This window comes from Christiangramia sp. LLG6405-1 (genome assembly GCF_045055805.1).
In the GTDB taxonomy this organism is placed as follows: Bacteria; Bacteroidota; Bacteroidia; order Flavobacteriales; family Flavobacteriaceae; genus Christiangramia.
Map to the genome: position 1 here is coordinate 2,712,092 of NZ_CP159330.1, position 20,422 is coordinate 2,732,513.

Below are 20,422 nucleotides of genomic sequence, written 5' to 3' on the forward strand. Positions count from 1 at the left end.
GTAACAAAAAAACCTCAGGCTTTGATTATGAACAAGATTAACATTTCAGCATATCAACCTATCGCAGATATTCAGGACAATATCGTGTTTGCCAACAATGGTACCGTTGTCCTATGCTATAAAGGGAATCTACCGGAAATCTATTCACTATCTGAAAAGGACTTTGAGGATATGCACGGTGCTTGGTTTCAGGCTTTGAAGTCGTTGCCAGTTGGTACTGTGGTTCACAAGCAGGATATCTACCTCAAGAAATCATATACTTCAGAACAACTTCCCAATGCTACGTTTTTAGAAAAAGCAACCCACGAGCATTTTAAAGGTCGTGGGCATATTGAGCACAGCTGTTATTTATTCTTCATCTTGACTAAAAATAAGGCGCTCAACAATCCGAAATATGTCAATCCCTTCAGGAAAGTTTCAAAAGGAATCGTACAGGAACTGGATGATAATATCAAGAGCTTCACGAACTCGGTAAGTGATTCAGTTTCCTTTATCAATAACAGCCGAAAGATGGATTTTGTTTCGCTTAAAGCGGAAGATATTCGGCAACTAACAAGTGCCTACTTCAATGGCTTCAATGAAGGCTACGACACCGATATTTTACTTGATAAGAAAAGCGTCAATATTGGCGAAAACCATTTTGATGCCCTGGCCGTCAACAGCGAACTGTGCTTTGGCGAAAGTGTACAGAGTAGCAAGACCAATGAGAAATTCACTTCTGACGATTTTGTATTTCATCAAGGGTTTATTGATGGCTTAGGGCTTACGCTAAACGAAAACCACATTGTCAATCAAATCCTTTATCTGGATGATAAACAGAAGTGGCGTAAGCTGCTCGATAAGAAGATTGAGGAACTGAACAAAAGTTCCAACTTCGGTTCACAGAATAAAGTGGTGCTTGGTAAAATACAGCACATCCTTGACCAAATCAATGCCGATGACAATGCCAGAATCATTCGTGGTCATCTCAACATTGTTTATTGGGCGAAGGAAGCCAAAGAACTCGATAAAATAACTTCAAAAATCAAGACCGAATTTAAGGAATTGGACATCATCCCGTATAACCCACGAGGCGAAGAACGGAAAAACTATATTCTAAATAGTTATTGCTGTTTTTCGTCAAATTTTTCAAACAACGATTTATATGTAACCGATTTGAAACACGCACTTTGCTTGTTTATCAATAATACCAATTACAAAAGTGATAACACCGGAATCATATTTAATGACCGTGAGCATAACATTCCTGTTCTAAAAGATGTTTGGGATGAAAAGAAGAAACGCATCAAGGCAAGAAACTTTGCCATTTTTGCACCAACAGGCGAAGGAAAATCTTTTTTGGCCAATAACATTCTGCGCCAATACTTTGAAAGTGGTGTACGCTTGGTAATTATAGACTTGGGTGGCTCATACACCAAGTTTGCCAAACTCTATCCTGAAAAATACACGGTGCTTCGCTATGAAAGTGGAAAGAACTTGGGTATCAATCCATTTTATATAAGTGATGCAAATGACCTCACACCTGAACGATTGGAAGACCTATCTGTTTTTCTATTCGAGCTGTTTGCTTCAGATTTAAAAGTGACCAAAGCACAATCAGTATCGGTTAAAAAGATACTTCGGCATTATTACGATAGCACTTCAGAAAATCATTCGTTGGATGGTTTCTACAACTTTATAGAAAGGAATCAAGAAGACCTTCTGGATACCTTAAAAATCCATCCCGATTATTTCAATGTGACGAGCTTCTTGCACGTAATGTCAGAATATGTCGGCGATGGTCTATATAGTTTTCTTTTTGAAGTGAGCGAAGACCAGACCTATAAAATTGAGGACAAGCGTTTGATTGTTTTTGAACTGGATGAAGTGAAGGACAATAAGGAAATCCTGTCTGTAATGTTAAAACTGATTAAGTCAGCTATCCAAAGAACCATTTGGAAAAACAGAGCCGAAAAGGGTATCATCCTGTTTGATGAGTTTGCCAAACAACTAAAGTTTGAAAATGTACTGGAAAGTGTAGAATTCTACTATCAAGCCATCCGAAAACAAAATGGTGCGATTGGGATTATTCTTCAGTCGATAAATCAGCTGCCCAACAATTCAACTTCTGCAAGTATTCTTGAAAACACGCAGGTCATTTATAGCCTGAACAATGAAAAAGGCTATGACGAATTGGTCAAACGTCTCAATCTATCCAGCCACGATTTGAACCAATTAAAATCAATTAAGAACAATCTTTCCGGTCCACGGAAGTACACCGAAATGTTTATCAAAATTGGCAGAGAAAGTAACATCTTCCGGCTGGAAGTTCCGAAGGAAGTATACGCAGCTTACTTGACCGATGGACAAGAAAATGAGGAAATAAAGAAGCTCTACAAAGAGCATCAGGATATGCAAAAAGCAATAATTCAATTTGCATCTAAAACATAATATTATGAAGACAAAAATCTTAATTATCGCAACGGCATTCATCTTTTTATTGCCCACACGCGCTGCGTGTCAGGGAATGCCCACTTATGACAATACCAATTTTATCAGCTTGGTAAAGCAACTTGTAGAATCAGGTAAACAGACAGCTCAAATGATTAAGTCTGTAAAGTTCTTAAAAGATGCAAAGGAGAGCATTGAGAAAGTATCAAGTGTGGTACAACAGCTTAGAGCAGTTGAGGAAATTGGACAAAACAATCAGCGCCTTATCAACGTAATGCAGAACGATGTACAGGACATACTCAACTCGCCCTACATCAAACCAGAGGAAGTTTCAAGGATTGTAAAATCTTTTGATGCTATTGTTCAAAACTCATTGGACACGGTAGATTTTATTGATGAAGTCCTGTCCAGCGATTATCTCAAAATGAGTGATGCAGAACGTGCTGAAATTTTAAAAGCAAAGGAGCTAGAATCAAAGCAGATGGTTTCCAACATAACTACAAAAACAAAGCGCTATCGAGACATTATTTCTTTCAGAAAGATGCAAGATAAAGTCAATAACCGAGAAACATTCTATTAAAATGACCGCGACCATTCTTTTAGGAATCGGACTGGAATATATCGATACCGTTTTCCAGACCATACAGGCTAGCAATTTTTCGCAATACACAATTGCGGGAATGAAAACGCTCGCTGTCTTGTTCTTTTTGGTCAACATTCTTAAAAAGTATAACGAAGGCGTTGCAGAGAAGGACGGTTACACTTGGGGATTGAGTCCTGGTGAATTGGTCAAGAATTTTACCATTGTCATCTTGGTCATATTCTCAACTCAGGTATTGGGATTTTTTGATGGCATATTGGTCGCCATTGAAGAACAATATCGAGGAACAGCACCAGCATTATTGCCTTTGCAAATGCAGGATATTCCTTTAGAGGAAGACGTAAGTTTGTTTGATGCCGCAAGTTCAGCGATGACACTTTTATATGAAGCCCTGGTTACACCTTTATACGGTTTTAAAATATTGGCATTTATCTTAACTACCATACTTTGGATATTGGATTTGTTCATCTACCCGCTATTCTTAGCAGAGCGCTTCTTCCTTTTAGGAATAATGCAAGCATTTTTTCCTTTGGTCATTAGCCTTGCTGTTTTTGAAAAGTTTCGTTCGCTCGCCTATACGTTCTTCAAACTATATGCAGCGGTGTTTATGCTCGTGCCAGCTTTCTTTCTGGTCAATATATTTATCAATGCCATATATACGGAAATCAACACCAATTTTTGGGTCAACCTTTTTGGGACAGAGGTTGGCCAGGGCTTTTTTGCACCTGTAGTTCAGTTGGGATCAGTAGGTTTTATTGTTTTCTTGAAATTCACCCTATATAAACGTGCCACGTCATTTACGCTAAGACTATTTACCAACTAAATATATTCAGAATGAAAACACCTTACAAGAACATTTACAGCGTCCTAAAGTTGAATCGGTTTATCGTTTTGGCAGTGGTTGTCTGCGCCTTACTATCCTGCACATTTTCGGTTTGGATGGTATTCAACACCAATCAAAAAGCCCTTAATAGTGCCTTTGCTATCAACACCGATGGCAGTATAATTCCGCTGAAGCTCGTAACCCAAAAGGAAAATTTTCGGGTTGAAGCTTTAGCACATTTGGATCTGTTCCATAGCTTCTTCTATAACATAGATGCGAGTAATTTTGAACGCAATTTGGAAAAGGCATTGTGGTTGGGCAATAGTTCCGTGGACAATCTCTACCGCCAGAAAAAAGCGGATGGTGTTTACAACAGGTTGCTTCAGTATTCCTTAGTTCAAAAAGTACTGAGCATCGATTCACGAATATCTGAAAATAATGGCTCGTATAGTTTTACAACAACCACCATTTTTGAAATCAATAGAGGTTCAATCATCGACACCTATGAGTTGGTTTCCACCGGAAACTTGATTACGGTTGACAGAAACTTCCCCAACAATCCGCACGGATTATTGATTACCAACTATTTCGAGAACACCTTAAAAAAACTAAACGATGAAAGTAGAAAAGAATAAAATAGTATTTGCAGCAGTATTGGCCGTGATTGTCATATTCATCATTTTTTATTCCGTAATGTTAATGGGCGATGATGAAAGTGAAACTGAAAACCTTAAACAGACCTTGGTGCCAGATTTGGAAGAAGACCAAAAAGAGTACGATTCCAAACTGGATGCGATTAACGATTTGAGGAAAGTTCGTGAAAACAATGCACCCAGCATCTATGATGAAAAACTGATTGATTCCTTGGGGTTTTACGACCCAGACCTTCCGGAACGCGAAAAAGAGCGTATCGTAGATAGCATTTATGAAGCTGGAAAGATTCAATACTCAGAAAAGCGATACCAAAATTTGGGAAAGAAAAGAACTGTTCATAAAGCGGTGTCAAAAATTGATTCTGCTGAAGTAAAACGGGAACAAAAAATCCAAGTGAAAGAATTGGGCTTGGAACATCAACTGTTCTTCGCTGTTTCGCCTAAACCCAATGAGGTATCCATCATGGGCAATACAGATAAAACTATTTACGTGGTGGTAGATGGCGACCAAGTCGTAAAAGCGAATACCAGATTGCGAATGCGCCTGACCAAAACTGCTACAATCAATGGTAAGGAAATGCCCAAGAATACACCTGTATTCGGATTTATCAGTTTTCAGCCAAATCGTGCGCTCATTGAAATTGAAAACATAAAGCATCATTCCACTAAACTTAAAGCTTTTGATTTATCTGATGGAAGCGAAGGTATCTACGTACAGAACAATTTTAGAGCAGAAGCTACTACTGAAGTGTTGGATGATATTATTGGCGACATCAATATCCCTACCGTTCCGCAGGTAGGCGGCGTAACAAAGGTGCTTAGGAGTAGCAACCGCAATGTTAAAGTAACCGTACTGAACAATTATAAACTCATTCTAAAAACCAAGTTATGAACCCATAATGGGCAATTAAAATTTCACTCTTATGAAAAATTCAATTATAATAATAGTCCTTGTGTTTATTTCCGCTTTCGCAAAAGTAAAAGCACAAACCACTCATTCACTCGACACCATTTATGCAAACGATACCAAAAATGTTGCGCTTTTCTTTCCAGAACCCATTCGGCAAGGCATAACGGGTTCGGACAATTTTGTATTTACCTACAACCGTGAAAAAGAGCAGTATTTCGGACTTCTTCAAGCAAAGCCTGGGAAGGAAAGTAATCTACTGGTAGTCAATAGAAATGGTTCAGTTTTTTCGTATATTGTAAGGTATAAAAAACAGCTTTCTAAGCTCAATTATTTCATTCCGCTATCAAGTAGTATCGGTAATGAAAAACCGATTGTAACCGATTCGGTTCTTGTTGAATCTTCTGAAGAACTTGTAGATAACAGCACCTATTATTACCAAAAATTCTGCTCATATCTTCTCAATAGAAAACAGCGCATAGGGCGAATCAAGAAACGAAGCGAAGGTATTATCTTGACCGTAAAGAACATTGTTTTTGATAAGGATGAACTCTATTTCGTTATCGAGATTGAAAATAATTCTTCGTTAGATTACGATTTGAATTTCTTGAACCTGTCGATTGAAACTCGGCAAAAAGGGAAAAGAAAATCGTTGCAACGACTTTATCAAGAACCGATATATAAATATAATCTACCGTCTAAGATTAAGGAAAATAAAACGGCTCGCTTTGTTTATGTGTTGCCCAAATTTTCATTATCCGATGACCGTAGGGCAATTTTGGAATTGAACGAAAAGGATGGCGAACGGAACATAGAAATGAAACTATCGCATAGATATATTAATAACCCAAATTAATACTGTTATGAAAAAATTTGTTGTTTTCTCGCTCATAGTGCTGTTCCTTTCTTGTGCTGATTCCGAAACTAAAATCTCGGGACCAAGTGCCACAGCCCAAATTGTTATTGAAAGTTTTTATGAAAAAGATGAAGAGACTTTAAAAGCTAACTCAACACCACAGGCATATTCTAACTATATGAATACTTTAAATATGTTTAATGCTACGGTAAAGGATGATTCCAACTTTACTGTTTTGCAGGATACGATTATGGGTGACGTGGCTTGGGTAAAATATACCACAGCTTATGATAAAACGCCTGGTGTTTTTAAACTGGTCCAGCAAAATGGCAAATGGTTGGCGGATGCGAGAGGCTCAAAGGATAAATCGCCTTTTTAAAAAGGACTTTCATTTTAAGCTTTATCAGTTCTTATCGAGATTTATTTCCCAATAACCTCGCGTACCACCTACACGCTCTATAAAGCCAGCATCCTTCAAATTGTTTAGATGCTTTTGGATTGCAGATTCATTTATGTGTAAAACCTCTGCAATTCCTGAACGGCTTATTCGGTTATCTGAAGCAATTAGTTTTAGAACTTCCTTTTGTCTATGTGTCAATTCTTTAATATCATCAATTTCATCATCCTTTTGACCACCTATTTGACCACCTTTTAGACCACCTATTACACCACCTATTTGACCACCTTCTTCAACAGCAGTTTCTTTAGCAGTAAAAGTCATTCTAAGGAAGTTATCCGAAAAGCCAAAACTCTCTTTTCCATAGTGTTCCAAAATACGAGGGATGCCAGAACCCAATTGTTCCACGAGTTCCAAATCCTTAAAAATCCGCATCAGTTCTTTATTCCGTGGAACTGAAAAGCCCTCGAAAAATTCCTGTTTGCTCAATCCTTCCGGAAGACCGCCTGCCGATGTGATTTCAATTCTATCCGCAAAGATTTCAAACTTTGGGGTAATTTCATTGGTATAATCGTTATGCACAAAGGCATTGATAATGGCCTCGCGCAATGCGATGGGATTCCAAAGGTTGGCTTGCTGTCTTTCTTTGGAGGTTATTTTTGTGTTGGTTCTGTTTTCAACCGCAATTTTATCAATCACTTGCTTGGTGGCTTTCACAAGGCATTCGTGACCATACTCGTTGCTTTCTATCAAGTCTGTTCGGGTTTTGCCCGAATACTTGGCTACTTTAATAGAAGTATTGTTCTTATCTGCCAAAAGATAGCCAGCGTAATTGAATGCGCCATCTTCGGTCAATAGTTCCAAGTTCTTTGCAAAAGCTTTACCGAGGGTATGTCCTGATTCTTCGTAGTAGATTTTCAGCTGTCCGAAGCTTAAATCCTGCCGACCGGCTTCAATCTTGCTGATGGAATTTCGGGTACGTTTGGCAAACAGCTCGTCTATCATTTTTTGTGGCATCGGTTCAGCTGCTGAACCTAAGCGGATAAAACAACCCTTTTCGCTCATTCCATATTTTTTGAGATGATAGGGTTTTTCGGGACCACTCGCCACAATGATTTTCAGGATATTCTTACCATATCGTTCTTCACTTAAAATATCAAACAGACCCAAAGCTGAAGGACGAATATTGTTCTTCAACCTGTCCTTAATTTTTAATTGGTCGCCATCCGCATCAGCCAGACCGTAAGTGTTTCCTTCCTTATCAATACCAATATAAATAATGCCACCTTCACGGTAGTTTAAAAAAGCAATGACCTCTTTTTCAAGTCCATCGGACAGTTCTCGTTTGTATTCTATGCGGTTTGTTTCGGTCATTGTTTAAATAAAATCGGACAGTAAAGATAATGATATTAAATTGTGAGGATATGTTTTGCTTCTTATCATAAAGTATATAGCATTTATAAATTATATTTATTTTTTCTTATAATAATCTGTTTAACATCCACTTTATTTAATGACACCTTCAGAACGCTATGTTGCCAATTTGTGCCAAAAATCTTTCCTTCCCTTTTGGAACTTTCCAAATCCTGTAGGTAAAAAGAATAAAGAATTATGTGATGTTTTGGTTGTTTGCGGTAATTATATTTTAATCATTTCCGTAAAGGATATTAGAATGTCAAACCACTCTGATGAAAATGTTAGATATGAGCGTTGGGTAAAAAAAGCTATTGAAGATTCTGCAAAACAAATTTATGGTGCTGAACGCTTTCTTAAAACTGCGGATGAAGTTTATGCCAAAAATAGAGCGAACAAAATATCCCTACCACCAAAAGACGAAAGGATAATATTTAGAATTGCGATTGCTTTTGGAAGCGACAACACATTCCCTTTACCGTATGGCGATTTTAGTCAAGGCTTTGTTCACGTTTTTGATGAAGAATCGACCTCAATACTGTTGAACGAACTTGACACCATTACAGATTTCACAAAGTATCTTACAGACAAAGTGCAGTTTCTAAAAGGAAAATATTTCTCTATGCCCAAAGAATCTGATTTTCTTGCTTTTTATATCCAAACTGCTCTCGATGTAGATGAAAAAGTGGACTCGATAGTATCTGACGGTGGGCTGTGGAATTCTTACATAGAGTCTGAAGAATATGCAGAATGGCAAAATCTCTTGCCTCAAAGCTATATTTGGGATTATATGATCGCACAATTACATAATTACCATATTACCAAAGAAACTACTGATGAACACAGAAATGAGTTAGAGGAAGCCATAAGAGTTATCAATCAAGAATCTCGTATAAATAGAATAGAATTAGGTGGTATTTTGGATAATGCTATTCAAAGAAAGTCGAGTGCCAGAATGCTAAGACCTCTGAAAGACGCTAATCATTGTTACGTATTTATGCCCTTAACTTCCAAGAATTGGGAAGGCAAAGAAAAAGAGTTAGAGCTTAGATGCATTGTCGCCAGGATGGAAAATCCAAGTGTTGAGAAAGTTATAGGTATTGGTTTTGGGAATAATGGCAATGGACAAGATGTTTATGATATTTGCGCTCACTATATTCCGGAAATGAGTGAAGAATTCATAGCAAGTGCCAAGGAAGTTCAAAACGAATTAGGTTATTTTAAAAAACCAACTATCTCACATAGTAAGACTTACAGGAAAGAAGATTTCAAAGGATTTGGACTTTAATAGTTATTCTTCTTTTTATGCAGGATTAACCTTGTTAATTTTATAACCTAAAACCAACCTTTCGACTACCATATGTATGTATCACAACTTGAAGTAATAAATTATAGGAATTTTAAAAACTTTACTTTAAAACTAAAACCAGTAACGCAAATTATTGGTGAAAATAACATCGGAAAATCCAATCTTTTAGACTCTTTGGGCTTAATATTCAGCCAAGAAGTGTCTTTTTTCAAAAGGCGTATGTTAGAGGTCTCAGACTTTAATTACGAGACTATTCTGAAACTTAAAAAAGAAATCCTTGATACTTCTATAGGGCCAAAGGATATTTCCTATCCAAAAATTACAATAAAAGCAACTCTTAAGGATTGGGATCTAAAACAAGAAGCTGTTGTAACTGACTGGATGAGTAATTCTGAATTTACAGAAGCTACTCTTACCTATACGTTTGCACCAATATCATCTTTTGACACAATTGAAGAAATAACCCAACAAAGGCAGTTTCTTCAAGACTACGAAAATGAATTAGGGCCTGAGGAATTTAATAAAATACCCGAAAGCGAAATTCTGAATCTGATAAATTTTCCCATTTCAAAGTACCATTATCGTATACACGGTGGAAATCAAAATGAGAGCGTAGCGAATGCCTATCACTTAAACCAACTTAAGTTTGAGCTATTGGATGCACTCAGAGATGCCAAATCAGAACTTTCCGCAAGTAGGAATAATGGATTACTTTTTAGGGTACTTAATGCAAATGAAGAAACCGATTATCAAGATTTAAAAAAACAGTTAGTAGGTCTTCAGCGAGCAATTGAAGGCAATGTAGCTATTTCAGGAATAAAGACGCGGATTTCAGAGCAACTTGATAAAATTTCATTGAGTACCGATACATCCAATAATGTTGTAGACCTTATATTCTCTCTACCAAATGTATCGGACTTATTGAGGAAATTGAGCCTAATTTACAACGATAATCCCATAAAAATTGAACGTAATGGAACTGGACGAAATAATCTTCTTTTCATTTCATTAATGCTCTCTTTTATAGAAGATCCAGAGCGAATGCAGTCCACTTTTTTCAGAATTGTCGGACTTGAAGAGCCAGAAGCACATCTTCACGCAAATCTTCAAAATCATTTAGCCTCTAATCTTGAAGGGCTTATAAAAAAAGAGGATGGTACTTACAGAAAGGATATACAGCTCATTCTAACTTCACATTCTAACCATATTACCACCAAAATAGATTTCGAAAATACTGTGGTGCTTCATTATAAAAACGGTATCGTACAACCTCATTATATATTGGAAGGTTTTGGAACAACTGCCGAAGAAAATAGACAGGTTAACTATCTCAAAAAATATCTCGATAGTGAGAATGTCAATTTGTTTTATTCAAGACGATTGGCATTGGTGGAAGGGATTTCTGAAAAACTTCTATTTCCTATATTCTATAAAATCCAAACTGGCGAAACTATTGACCAATCTGCAACTGCTGTGGTTAATGTTAATGGCCTTGCCTTCAAAAATTTTATACAAATAATCGTAAACGGTTTTCACACAAGGTGCTTAGTTTTAACTGATAGCGATATTGGAACACAAACAGAGCATAGAGCTCAAGAACTTAAAGACAAATATGATGCTGTAGATGAAGTTGATGTTCAAATTTCTGAGTTATCTACATTTGAAAAAGATTTAATTGACTGCAATAAATCTGGAAGCGGTAAAACCATTTTGTGCAATGTTGTTGAACTGGTGCGACCTAACGCTGGGAAAAAATATGTAGAAGAATTAGGTACAAATGATATTGATATCGAAGACTATTTTTCCTTGATTGAAAACTACAAAAGCGAATTTGCTTTGCAACTTTCACTATCGTTATCCGATGACCATAGCGGTTTTACAATACCAAAATACATTGAAGACGGCATTAAATTTTTAGACCCCTTGATGTAATAAATATGGGAAATATAAGTAAGCCAAAACTTGTTATCGCTGGTCCTGGGGCTGGAAAAACTCACGGAATGGTAGACGAAATAATTAACGCCCTTAAAACCTTGGAACGACATCGCTATATGATAGTTGTTACCTATACCAATTCGGCAACAAAAAACATAAAAAAACGGCTCGGTAAAAGAATAGCCATACCACCAAATTTGTTTATTGGAACCATACATTCCTTCTTGAATAGATTTATAGTGATTCCATATTCAAGTTTACATAACGAAAATGTAAATGGCGAAAAACTATTTATTCAATGTGGAACTGATGATGTTTTAAAAAGGATGTTTGATAATAGTGGTGAAACACCAGACTATAAAGCTAAAAATTATATTAAAAGTAGATTAACCACGTCCTTACACAAAAGTGGATACATTACCTATGACCAGACCCTCAATTTAGCTGAAAGAGCCATCACGAACCAGAGAATAAAGGAAATGTTGGCTAACAGAATACAATATTTGTACGTGGACGAATTTCAAGATACTGGTAATAAAATGTTTTCAATAATAGAGTCTCTTAGAAAGGAAAAAAAGACAGTAATTTATTGCGTTGGCGACCCAGAACAATATATTCAAAGCTTTGACTCTTCAATTAGGGACTTCCAAAATATCCCAATTCTCAAAGCTTCAAGAATGAACCAATATGAGACCGTATTAAATAAAAGCAATAGACGCTCAGTAAATACGATTGTAACTTTCTTGAATAATTTTAGCAAACGTGTTTACGAGGACAATACATTTGAGCAACAATGTCATAACGAGATACCTGGTACACCTGTCAAATTTATAAGTGCGACCCAAAATATAACTGCAATGCTTCCAGAATTCTTTGCTCGATGTGAAAACGAAAACATTTCGCATAAAGAGCGAGGCATAATTGCTAAAAAGAACGAAGTAATCAAAAAGGCAATTGCTGCTTTGAATGGGAATGTTCTTGCTCCAGATAAATCTGCTAAGATTTCGGCGGTTTCAGAAATAAAGGACACCTTATTATCATCCTTGGGAACTAACCAAGCTACATTTTGTGATGAGCAAGGACTTACACCTTTTGACCTAAGAATAATGGCGGTTCAAATAATAAGAGCCATCCGTGCAGAAATTATAACCAACGAAAACACTTTTGCTGCTTTCGTTAAAGATGAGTTTGATCTTACTATCGAAAACAATATACCTTTTAAATTGGATAACCTCAGGCAAATCATCGTTTCTAACACCGATGCAAAAGCTATAATGGTTTCAAACATTCATAGATTTAAGGGTCTTGAATTAGATGCTATACTCGCTGTTGCTAAAAATGAAGCAGAACTTAATCTTTGGTTAGAAACTAATACTGCAACCAGAGATGCACATTCGGACAGAGGCACAAGTGACTATCCAAGATTGGGCTATGTAGCTTTCAGTAGGGCAAGAAAAGTGCTATGTATAGCTTGTTTAGAACCAATCTCAGATAACACAAAAGAAAAACTTAATAATTTAGGGGTTGAATTAGATTCCCCAACTCTTAAGTTTCCCAGTTTAATTTAAGGCTGCTAATAATGCATATTTAATTCTGAAAAATCGACTTCGCCTCCTCATAAATCCTATCAAAATTAACTTCTAAATCAGCCTGGGAGAACACTAGGTTTTTTTCAGAAAGCTCTCGTTGAATCTTCTGTAATTTAAACTGTATTTTATTATCCTTCCCATCTGCATAGGTAATAAACTCACCCTGCTTCAATCTAAAAAATACATCGGCCCTAATTTTAGGAATTTCATTTTCCCCGGTAATGACTCGTGTATCAAAATTTAGATTGTGGCCACTGCTCACGCTCTTGGTCGGATCTTTAATAATCTCAAAAAAGCGTTCGTAATACTTGGCGGTATCCGGGTCATTTACTTTCCCAAAGAACTGATAAGACAGATTGCTTAGTATTGCTTTACTTGCTTTATCACCATACATCATATCGTTCTGGATCTTATCCTGCATCACATAAATGGTGGCAATATCATAACTTCTTAAAGTAGCTGGAATTCGGTGCATATTCAATAATCGTATGGTGGGTGCTTCCTCCATTAGCAGGAAGGATGGATTTGAATTACGTACACTCATTTGCTTGGTTATGGTATGGATAATGGCAGCTATTACCGGAGAATACGAGGATTCAAATTTTGGATTGTTCACTACCGAAATCACCGCTGGGTTTTCGGGGTTATTTATGTTTAGAGGAACGTCATCTGCAGACAGCGCCATAAAAATACTTTGGGTACTGATCCGTTTTAAGGCATTGGCCAGGGTACTCTTTACTCCTGCTGTCTGTCTTTCTGAATCTTTACCGCTAATAAAGGCATCTGCCATCGCTCTGGACGTTCTGTTCGAGTCCAGAAAAGCTATAAGGCTCTCTGTATCCAGAAATTGATATATCGCTATTAAATGGGGTAAGGTGCAGTACTGTGGATAGGATGTTTTCAATTTCCAGATCATCCCTCCTATTAAACCTTCTGCAGCATCATTAAAGAATTTTGTGGTTCCGCTGGTGCCGGTTTCTTTTTGCTCTAATAGATTTTCAATGAGGACTCTGGAAATTTCATTGACGCTCTCTTCATTTTCCATATAACGTGGAGCAATTGGATTGACGCGGTGGATGATCTTATCAAAGGAGATTATTTTAAAAGGAACATCCAAATTCCTAAAAAGCGGATAGGCCATCTCGGTAAGTTCAAAATCCTTATAATCATGGATCACCCCACAGAAATTGTACTGCTGAAAATGTTTTAAAAAACTATAAACCACACTTTCCGTTTTCCCACTACCGGCAGAACCGATGATGGAGGCACCGCGTTTGATATTTCCAATTTTAAAGTCTTTCCCACTGGTTTTAAAATTTACCTGGTACATCCTGGCAATCTTATCTTTATTTTCAGTGGAATGGCAAAAAACATAGAAAACCGTATTGATTAATAATAACGGACAGCCTATATATAGTACTTTTTCAATTAGCTGTTCCGGGTAAAAGAAATAGACCAGAAACCCTGAAAGCAGTAAAGTATTGATCCAAAAGGCATATCTGGATACACGGTATAATCCATAGAAAAGCAAACTGCTTGAGGCGATTATTGATACGATTTTTATGATGCTGAATTCTTCCATAACTTTTTATTTAAATTCCAATAGAGCTTGATTTAATTGCTATATCCACTCCCCTTCTCAACCGGTTAAAAACTTTTAAAGCCAACTGGACTTTATTTGTTGGAATGTCTGGCATTAAAGGCATCCCGGATTCCTTTAATATTTTCATGGCAATTGCTTTTTCATTGGTTGGGAGTTTCATCAATGTTGAAAAATAGCTATTAGGATTTCGGATAAACTCCTTCCGGGCAGTATAGGTTTCCACAAAATTACGTTGGTACCCAAAGTTTTTATCGAATGTTTTTTCAGCTTTCCCAAAGAACTTATCACGGTCAAAGCCCCGTTTTACCATTTTCCCATTTAGCTCGACCTTCGATGCTTTGTATTTGCTACCAGGAGATAAGCTGTATTTATTCGAAGCATCCTTACGGCTCACTATAATATGAATATGGCTTTGGTTCCCTTCTTTGGCCATTCCCTGTACGATTCGTTGTCCATTTTGTTTATGGGGAGCTGCTTTTTCCAGTTTAGAGATTTCCCGTTTCATCAGGGCAATATTTCCAGGTTGTTCTCCACGCTCGACTTTTTTAATATCACTTTTAAGCTGAAGTATTTTTGCAGCAAAGGGCTGATTTTCCTGTACCTGTTTATCGGTGCCTTTAAAAAAGCGTTGATGTTCAATTTTCGCGTAGTATTTAATATCATCAATATTGACTAGTCTGCCATTGAGTTCACGATTAAAAGCAGCCACATAATCTTTCATCACTTCCTGGGTATATTTTTTTAGATCTTCGCTGTTGTTTTTCAACCTGTTCAATTCATATTTGGAAGGACTAATTGTAATGGAATAAAACCTGGGTTCCTTCTTTTCCAGTTTAGCTGTATTGGCATCAATTTCCCGCACAACCTCCTCTGCTGAAATTCCGTCCCCATACTGATTAAAAAAGTACTCCTTATCCTCTCGATCCAATCCCTGGTTTTCTTTTTCCAGGTAGTCCACGAAGTCGGCTGAACCCTGAGAATAATTCCCCCCTAATTTTTGAGCTGTAATGGTGATATACATCCTTATTATTTTATGTATCCTTATTAATGCGTTCTTGATATTTGGGTTGGTTTTCTTGAGAATTTTTCTTCTCCAGAATCAGAGGTTCTTTTTTTGTTGCTGACTCCTCAAATAAGGATTGAAGCATTGCTACGGTAGGTTTGGTTTGTCCTTTCTCAATATCTTTTAAGATAGCGATGACTCCATTGATCCTTTTTTTGATCAGGTTCTCCAGGGTTTGCATTTTTGGGCCCATAGATTCCGTGGGAGAAATTCCATTGTCTTCAAAAAACTCCAGCATTAAAAGCAAGGTCATAGATTTTGACAAAGAAAGCTTTTTACAATACCTGTTGAATTTCTTTGCCACGGAAGCCTTCAGGCTTACGCTCTCAAACCGTTCTTTTTCATATCCTTTATCCATTTTTCCGTGAAAATTTTGCTGAATTTACCGGGCTGAGAAGTCTTTTCCGTGAAAAAATGACTTCCAGACGCTCATAACCAACCTTAATTTTATTTTAAACAATTGATTTTCAATCGATTAAAATATAAAGTCAGATATATAACGCGGCTTTGCCCGTTATCCTCTTGCTATTCCTTTTCGTCCCGCCAGGCGGGACAAAAATCTCATACAAATTGGACCAATGTCCATTTGCATTTTGAGGAATAAAATTCCATTATGTAAAAAATTATGATTGGTAAGGATATCAGCGAAAGTCAAAAATTGGGATACCTTACATAAAATTATGTGCTGAAGTTCAGCTATTTAAATATACTATATTTTTTTCAAAAGGAAATTAATATGCTATAGAATGAAAAAAATATTTAATTTTATTATTCATATAATTCCATACTTGGAAAGAAAAAAAGAAAGGTTTAGATAACAGCGAATTTTCCTTTTCTAAAATTTTAGACTACCGGTAACTAATAAAAATTTGAGGGGTAGAATAAAAAAATACCCCTAAAGTTTTTAGAGGTATTTTATAAGGGATTAAAAAATAGTTTACAGGATACCTTCATCCGCAAAGCTTACATAATCACCATCTGGTGTTAGTATTAAATGATCCAGGACTTTAATATCTAGCATTTCCGCCGCTTTGGTAATTTTTTCAGTCAGGCGTTTATCTGCTTCGCTCGGTTTTAAAGTCCCTGACGGATGATTATGAGCAAGGATCACAGAACAGCTAAGGCTCTTGAGAATAACCGCAAACAAGATTCGTAAGTCTACGAGTGTCCCCGTAATTCCACCGGTGGAAACTTCAAAAATGCCTTTCACTTTATTTGCGTTATTTAGCAGCATTACTTTAAAAGTTTCCTGCAAGCCTATCTGGTCTTTGTTCCAGGTATTGTATAATAGTTCAGCAGCATTAACGGAAGAACTTATTTTAGGCGCCTGAGAGATCTTAAAATTCCCCTGATATTTTATCGATATTTCATTAACTTTAGTTTTCATGATTAATCATTTTAAAGAGTTTTCAATGAAAAGAGGGCGTTACCGTGAGCAAGTACCCGCCCTCTTTTAATTAACTACTGCTGGCTTTCCGCCTTAGCAGTTCCATTGCCTAAAAGAAGAATTTCACTGGCTATCACTTCAGTAACATATCGCTTCTCTCCTTCTTTGGACTCATAGGATCGAGTTGTCAATTTGCCTTCAATGGCAATTTCTTTTCCGGTGCCAACATAATTCTCTACGATTTCAGCGGTTTTCCCCCATGTCACAATATTGTGCCATTGCGTATCCTGTACTTTTTCTCCTTTTGAATTTTTATAAAATTCATTGGTTGCAATTGAAAAGTTGGCTACTTTCTTACCACTTTCAAGATTTCTGATTTCCGGGATTTGTCCCACATTTCCGATTAATTGAACTTTGTTTCTAAGCGTACTCATAATTAAAAGATTTAAAAATTAATAATTGATTTACTTATTATATCCGGGGCGTTTTCCTGTTTTTGATTTTTTTTACTTCGCTTCCGGGTATGTTGTTTTGAAATGATTTCATGAGATTTTTATTTGATTTACTTCCTATAGAGCCGTGTGCTGTTACCTTTTTTGATGCTGATACATTTTCAAGAGTTAGAATTAGGGAAGACTTATAAAAAGGAGTATGCGACTGGCTTATGCAGTCTGGACTAACTTCTAAATATTGGTATTTTGCATTACAAAAAAGGTAGGGACAGCAACGGCCAGGAAGGAAATGGAAATGCTGAAATTAAAAAACAACCGGAAGCGAAGTAAATGAATAAATGGAATTCCTATTAAGCGGGCGTCCTTTGTTACTTAGTTTATAGAATAAGGCTATAAGATTAGCACAACTTATTATTTATCGAATACATCAAGAGAAAAAATGAAAAGGATGCTCAAGATATTCTTAAGAAAGCTCTTTACCCAAAATGGAGTATTTAGCGAAATGAAGCGGTAATGTGCTGACTGCTATACAACTCATAGATAATGGTCATAATCTCTTAAATGTATAAAGCAGAATATGTTAATAACATTATTTAAGCAGTTGCTTAAATACTTATTTTATTATACCTTTGAAATCTAAATAATAGATTGACCATGGAAATTACCTGTACAAGAGCTCAAGCTGATCATCAACAACTTCTTAATTGTAAAAACACTTTGGAAAGAATGGATGATAATTTTCAAGATATGACCAAACTACTATCGATTGCTGGTAGCGAGGTACGCTTAAAAATTTTATTCCTCTTGAACATGGAAGACGAATTATGCCCTTGTGATATTGCTGATATTTTAGAAATGAGTGTACCTGCAATATCCCAACACATCCGTAAAATTAAAGATGCAGGTTTTATCTCCTCCAGAAGAGATGGGCAAACATTGTATTATTCATTAGTGAAGGATAAAACAGCTGTACTTGATGCTGTTTTCACTACTATCAAAATGGTTAAAAAAACTGCCTAAAATGAAAACTTCCAAAAAATCAAACAGTCCGGCATATTTGAGCATAGTTACTGCGATAACTGCTTCCGTATGTTGTATTACTCCCCTTTTGGCAATTTTAGCAGGTAGTAGTGGACTTGTCACCACATTTTCCTGGATAGAACCTTTTCGTCCCTATTTGGTTGCACTTACTATAGGAATTCTTGGTTTGGCCTGGTATTTAAAATTGAAACCGAAAACACAAGCAGAAATAGATTGTGCCTGTGACAAAGAAGCAAAACCATCATTTTGGCAGTCCAAAAATTTTCTGTTCATAGTTACAGTATTTGCCGGATTGATGCTGACTTTCCCTTCTTATTCCAATATATTTTATTCACAGCCCAGCAAGGATATAGTGTATGTTTCTCAATCAAACATAATAAAGCACACTTTTGAAGTTAAGGGAATGACCTGTGCAGGATGTGAAGCCCACGTAGAAAGCGAGGTAAGTAACCTAGATGGCATTTTATCAGTAAAAGCGAGTTACGAAAATGCCAATACCGTTGTGGAATATGAGAAAACTAAAGTTGATTTGGTCGCAATTCGAGAAGCAATAAATAAAACTGGCTATAAAGTAATCGATACAGAAAATAAAGAAGAGAAATAGATGAAAAAATATGATGTATTTGTAATAGGTTCCGGTATGTCAGGTATGACCGTTGCTAATAAATGTGCCTCCAAAGGCCTTAAGCTGGGCATTACCGATGAACTTCCCTACGGTGGAACCTGTGCCTTAAGAGGCTGTGATCCTAAAAAGGTGATTATAGGAGCAACTGAAGTACGTGATTTTGCCCATAGGCTTAAAGGAAATGGAATAGATACCGTGCCTGAAGTCAATTGGGAAGATATTATGGCTTTTAAGCAATCTTTTGTGGATGCCATGCCTCCTAAAATTGAAAAAGGATATAAGAATAAAGACATGGATACCTATCACACTTCAGCTAAATTTTTATCTGATAACACCTTGCAGGTAGGAGATGAAGTTATTGAAGCTGATAAATTCGTAATCGCAACAGGAGCAAAACCCCGGGTACTGGATTTTGAAGGTGGTAATTTTGCCCTTTCGAGTACAGATTTTCTTAATTTGGAGGAATTGCCCAATTCCCTGCTCTTTATCGGTGGTGGCTACATTGCCTTTGAATTTGCCCATATAGCTGCGCGGGCCGGTGCCGATGTAACCATATTACATCGTGGAGAATTTCCTTTGGAAAACTTTGATCAGGACATTGTACAACATCTTGTGGATGCAACCCAAAACCTGGGAGTTAAACTGGTTTTGGAAACCGAAGTTTCTAAAATTAAAAAGAAAGAAGACCATTATGTAGTAGTAGGAAAATCAAATGGTAAAGAGGTCAATTATAAGACTGACTCTGTCTTTAACTCGGCCGGTCGTCCTCCCGCCATATTTGATTTAGATTTGGAAAAAGCAGGGATATCTTTTTCAAAAAAAGGAATCACGGTCAACGATTACCTCCAAAGCACCTCTAATCCTAATATTTATGCAGCGGGAGATTCAGCAGATTCTAAAAGCTTGCCCCTTACCCCTGTTGCGGTGATGGAAGGGCATATCGTGGCATCAAACATCATCAAAGGGAACAAGAAAAAAGTTAATTATCCACCAATGCCTTCCGTAGTTTTTACTTTACCTACCCTGGCATCAGTAGGATTAACCGAAGCAGAAGCCAAATCAAAACAGATAGAATATCAGGTCAATTATAACCATGCGGAAAGCTGGTTCAATGCAAAAAGACTGAATGTTAAAGAATATGCTTATAAAACGATTATTGATAAAGAGAATCAGACTATTCTTGGGGCACATTTAATAGGTCCTAACACAGAGGAAACCATCAATTTATTCGCCATGGCGATAAAAACCAAAATGAAAATCAATGAGTTAAGGACGATGATCTTTACGTATCCAACTTTGTCATCGGATATTCCTCATATGCTCTAAACAAAAATAATA

General features: G+C 36.7%; 19 protein-coding genes. 13 read left to right on the plus strand and 6 right to left on the minus strand.

What is annotated here, in order from left to right:
• Window positions 1-27 precede the first annotated feature (27 nt).
• From ABVM50_RS12455 to ABVM50_RS12485, 7 genes are read left to right on the plus strand one after another with little or no spacing between them, the layout of a single operon-like run.
• Window positions 28-2,430: a TraG family conjugative transposon ATPase gene (locus ABVM50_RS12455; protein ID WP_405198858.1), complete on the plus strand. Its 2,403-nt coding sequence runs from the start codon at window positions 28-30 to the stop codon at window positions 2,428-2,430.
• A 4-nt stretch (window positions 2,431-2,434) separates the two neighbouring features.
• The gene (locus ABVM50_RS12460) at window positions 2,435-3,010 is read left to right on the plus strand and encodes a conjugal transfer protein (protein WP_405198859.1); all 576 of its coding nucleotides are present in this window, start codon (window positions 2,435-2,437) and stop codon (window positions 3,008-3,010) included.
• 1 nt (window position 3,011) lies between these two features.
• A complete protein-coding gene (locus ABVM50_RS12465) occupies window positions 3,012-3,854 on the plus strand; it encodes a hypothetical protein (protein WP_405198860.1) in 843 nt (280 codons plus the stop codon).
• A gap of 11 nt (window positions 3,855-3,865) precedes the next feature.
• Window positions 3,866-4,489 carry a conjugal transfer protein TraK gene (locus ABVM50_RS12470; RefSeq protein ID WP_405198861.1) on the plus strand — a complete coding sequence of 208 codons (624 nt, stop codon included), beginning with the start codon at window positions 3,866-3,868 and terminating at the stop codon, window positions 4,487-4,489.
• Window positions 4,470-5,399, plus strand: coding sequence for a conjugative transposon protein TraM (gene traM / locus ABVM50_RS12475; RefSeq protein WP_405198862.1), 930 nt, complete (start codon window positions 4,470-4,472; stop codon window positions 5,397-5,399). Before ABVM50_RS12470 ends, traM begins: the two co-directional genes overlap by 20 nt.
• Before the next feature lie 31 nt (window positions 5,400-5,430).
• Window positions 5,431-6,270 (plus strand): DUF4138 domain-containing protein, encoded by an 840-nt coding sequence (locus ABVM50_RS12480; protein ID WP_405198863.1) that lies wholly within the window; start codon window positions 5,431-5,433, stop codon window positions 6,268-6,270.
• A gap of 7 nt (window positions 6,271-6,277) precedes the next feature.
• Window positions 6,278-6,649, plus strand: coding sequence for a hypothetical protein (locus ABVM50_RS12485; protein WP_405198864.1), 372 nt, complete (start codon window positions 6,278-6,280; stop codon window positions 6,647-6,649).
• Between the two features lie 24 nt (window positions 6,650-6,673).
• Here ABVM50_RS12485 and ABVM50_RS12490 read toward each other — a convergent pair whose 3' ends face one another.
• Window positions 6,674-8,041, minus strand: coding sequence for an RNA-binding domain-containing protein (locus ABVM50_RS12490; RefSeq protein WP_405198865.1), 1,368 nt, complete (start codon window positions 8,039-8,041; stop codon window positions 6,674-6,676).
• Between the two features lie 139 nt (window positions 8,042-8,180).
• Between ABVM50_RS12490 and ABVM50_RS12495 the strand changes: the two genes are divergently transcribed.
• The 3 genes from ABVM50_RS12495 to ABVM50_RS12505 all read left to right on the plus strand — a co-directional run bounded on the left by ABVM50_RS12495 (window position 8,181) and on the right by ABVM50_RS12505 (window position 12,892).
• Window positions 8,181-9,368 carry a nuclease-related domain-containing protein gene (locus ABVM50_RS12495; RefSeq protein ID WP_405198866.1) on the plus strand — a complete coding sequence of 396 codons (1,188 nt, stop codon included), beginning with the start codon at window positions 8,181-8,183 and terminating at the stop codon, window positions 9,366-9,368.
• A gap of 72 nt (window positions 9,369-9,440) precedes the next feature.
• Complete coding sequence (locus ABVM50_RS12500) at window positions 9,441-11,321, plus strand: ATP-dependent nuclease (RefSeq protein ID WP_405198867.1); 1,881 nt, start codon at window positions 9,441-9,443, stop codon at window positions 11,319-11,321.
• A gap of 5 nt (window positions 11,322-11,326) precedes the next feature.
• Window positions 11,327-12,892: a UvrD-helicase domain-containing protein gene (locus ABVM50_RS12505; RefSeq protein ID WP_405198868.1), complete on the plus strand. Its 1,566-nt coding sequence runs from the start codon at window positions 11,327-11,329 to the stop codon at window positions 12,890-12,892.
• Window positions 12,893-12,911: 19 nt separating this feature from the next.
• Here the strand turns inward: ABVM50_RS12505 and ABVM50_RS12510 are convergent, their stop codons facing one another.
• From ABVM50_RS12510 to ABVM50_RS12530, 5 genes are all read right to left on the minus strand, one after another.
• A complete protein-coding gene (locus ABVM50_RS12510) occupies window positions 12,912-14,495 on the minus strand; it encodes a type IV secretory system conjugative DNA transfer family protein (RefSeq protein WP_405198869.1) in 1,584 nt (527 codons plus the stop codon).
• 10 nt (window positions 14,496-14,505) lie between these two features.
• On the minus strand, window positions 14,506-15,537 hold the full coding sequence (gene mobB, locus ABVM50_RS12515; RefSeq protein ID WP_405198870.1) for a MobB family relaxase: 1,032 nt from the start codon (window positions 15,535-15,537) through the stop codon (window positions 14,506-14,508).
• 10 nt (window positions 15,538-15,547) lie between these two features.
• Complete coding sequence (locus tag ABVM50_RS12520; RefSeq protein ID WP_405198871.1) at window positions 15,548-15,937, minus strand: BfmA/BtgA family mobilization protein; 390 nt, start codon at window positions 15,935-15,937, stop codon at window positions 15,548-15,550.
• A gap of 579 nt (window positions 15,938-16,516) precedes the next feature.
• A complete protein-coding gene (locus tag ABVM50_RS12525; protein WP_405198872.1) occupies window positions 16,517-16,966 on the minus strand; it encodes a RadC family protein in 450 nt (149 codons plus the stop codon).
• 74 nt (window positions 16,967-17,040) lie between these two features.
• Window positions 17,041-17,400, minus strand: coding sequence for a single-stranded DNA-binding protein (locus tag ABVM50_RS12530; protein WP_405198873.1), 360 nt, complete (start codon window positions 17,398-17,400; stop codon window positions 17,041-17,043).
• A gap of 666 nt (window positions 17,401-18,066) precedes the next feature.
• Here ABVM50_RS12530 and ABVM50_RS12535 point away from each other — a divergent pair.
• Genes ABVM50_RS12535 through ABVM50_RS12545 form a run of 3 tightly spaced genes read left to right on the plus strand, consistent with a single transcriptional unit; the run spans window position 18,067 to window position 20,410 of the window.
• Entirely contained in the window at window positions 18,067-18,438 is a 372-nt protein-coding gene (locus ABVM50_RS12535) for a metalloregulator ArsR/SmtB family transcription factor (protein WP_089663783.1), read from the plus strand.
• A gap of 1 nt (window position 18,439) precedes the next feature.
• Window positions 18,440-19,063 carry a mercuric transport protein MerTP gene (gene merTP, locus ABVM50_RS12540; RefSeq protein ID WP_405198874.1) on the plus strand — a complete coding sequence of 208 codons (624 nt, stop codon included), beginning with the start codon at window positions 18,440-18,442 and terminating at the stop codon, window positions 19,061-19,063.
• On the plus strand, window positions 19,064-20,410 hold the full coding sequence (locus ABVM50_RS12545) for a dihydrolipoyl dehydrogenase family protein (protein WP_405198875.1): 1,347 nt from the start codon (window positions 19,064-19,066) through the stop codon (window positions 20,408-20,410).
• Window positions 20,411-20,422: the final 12 nt, after the last annotated feature.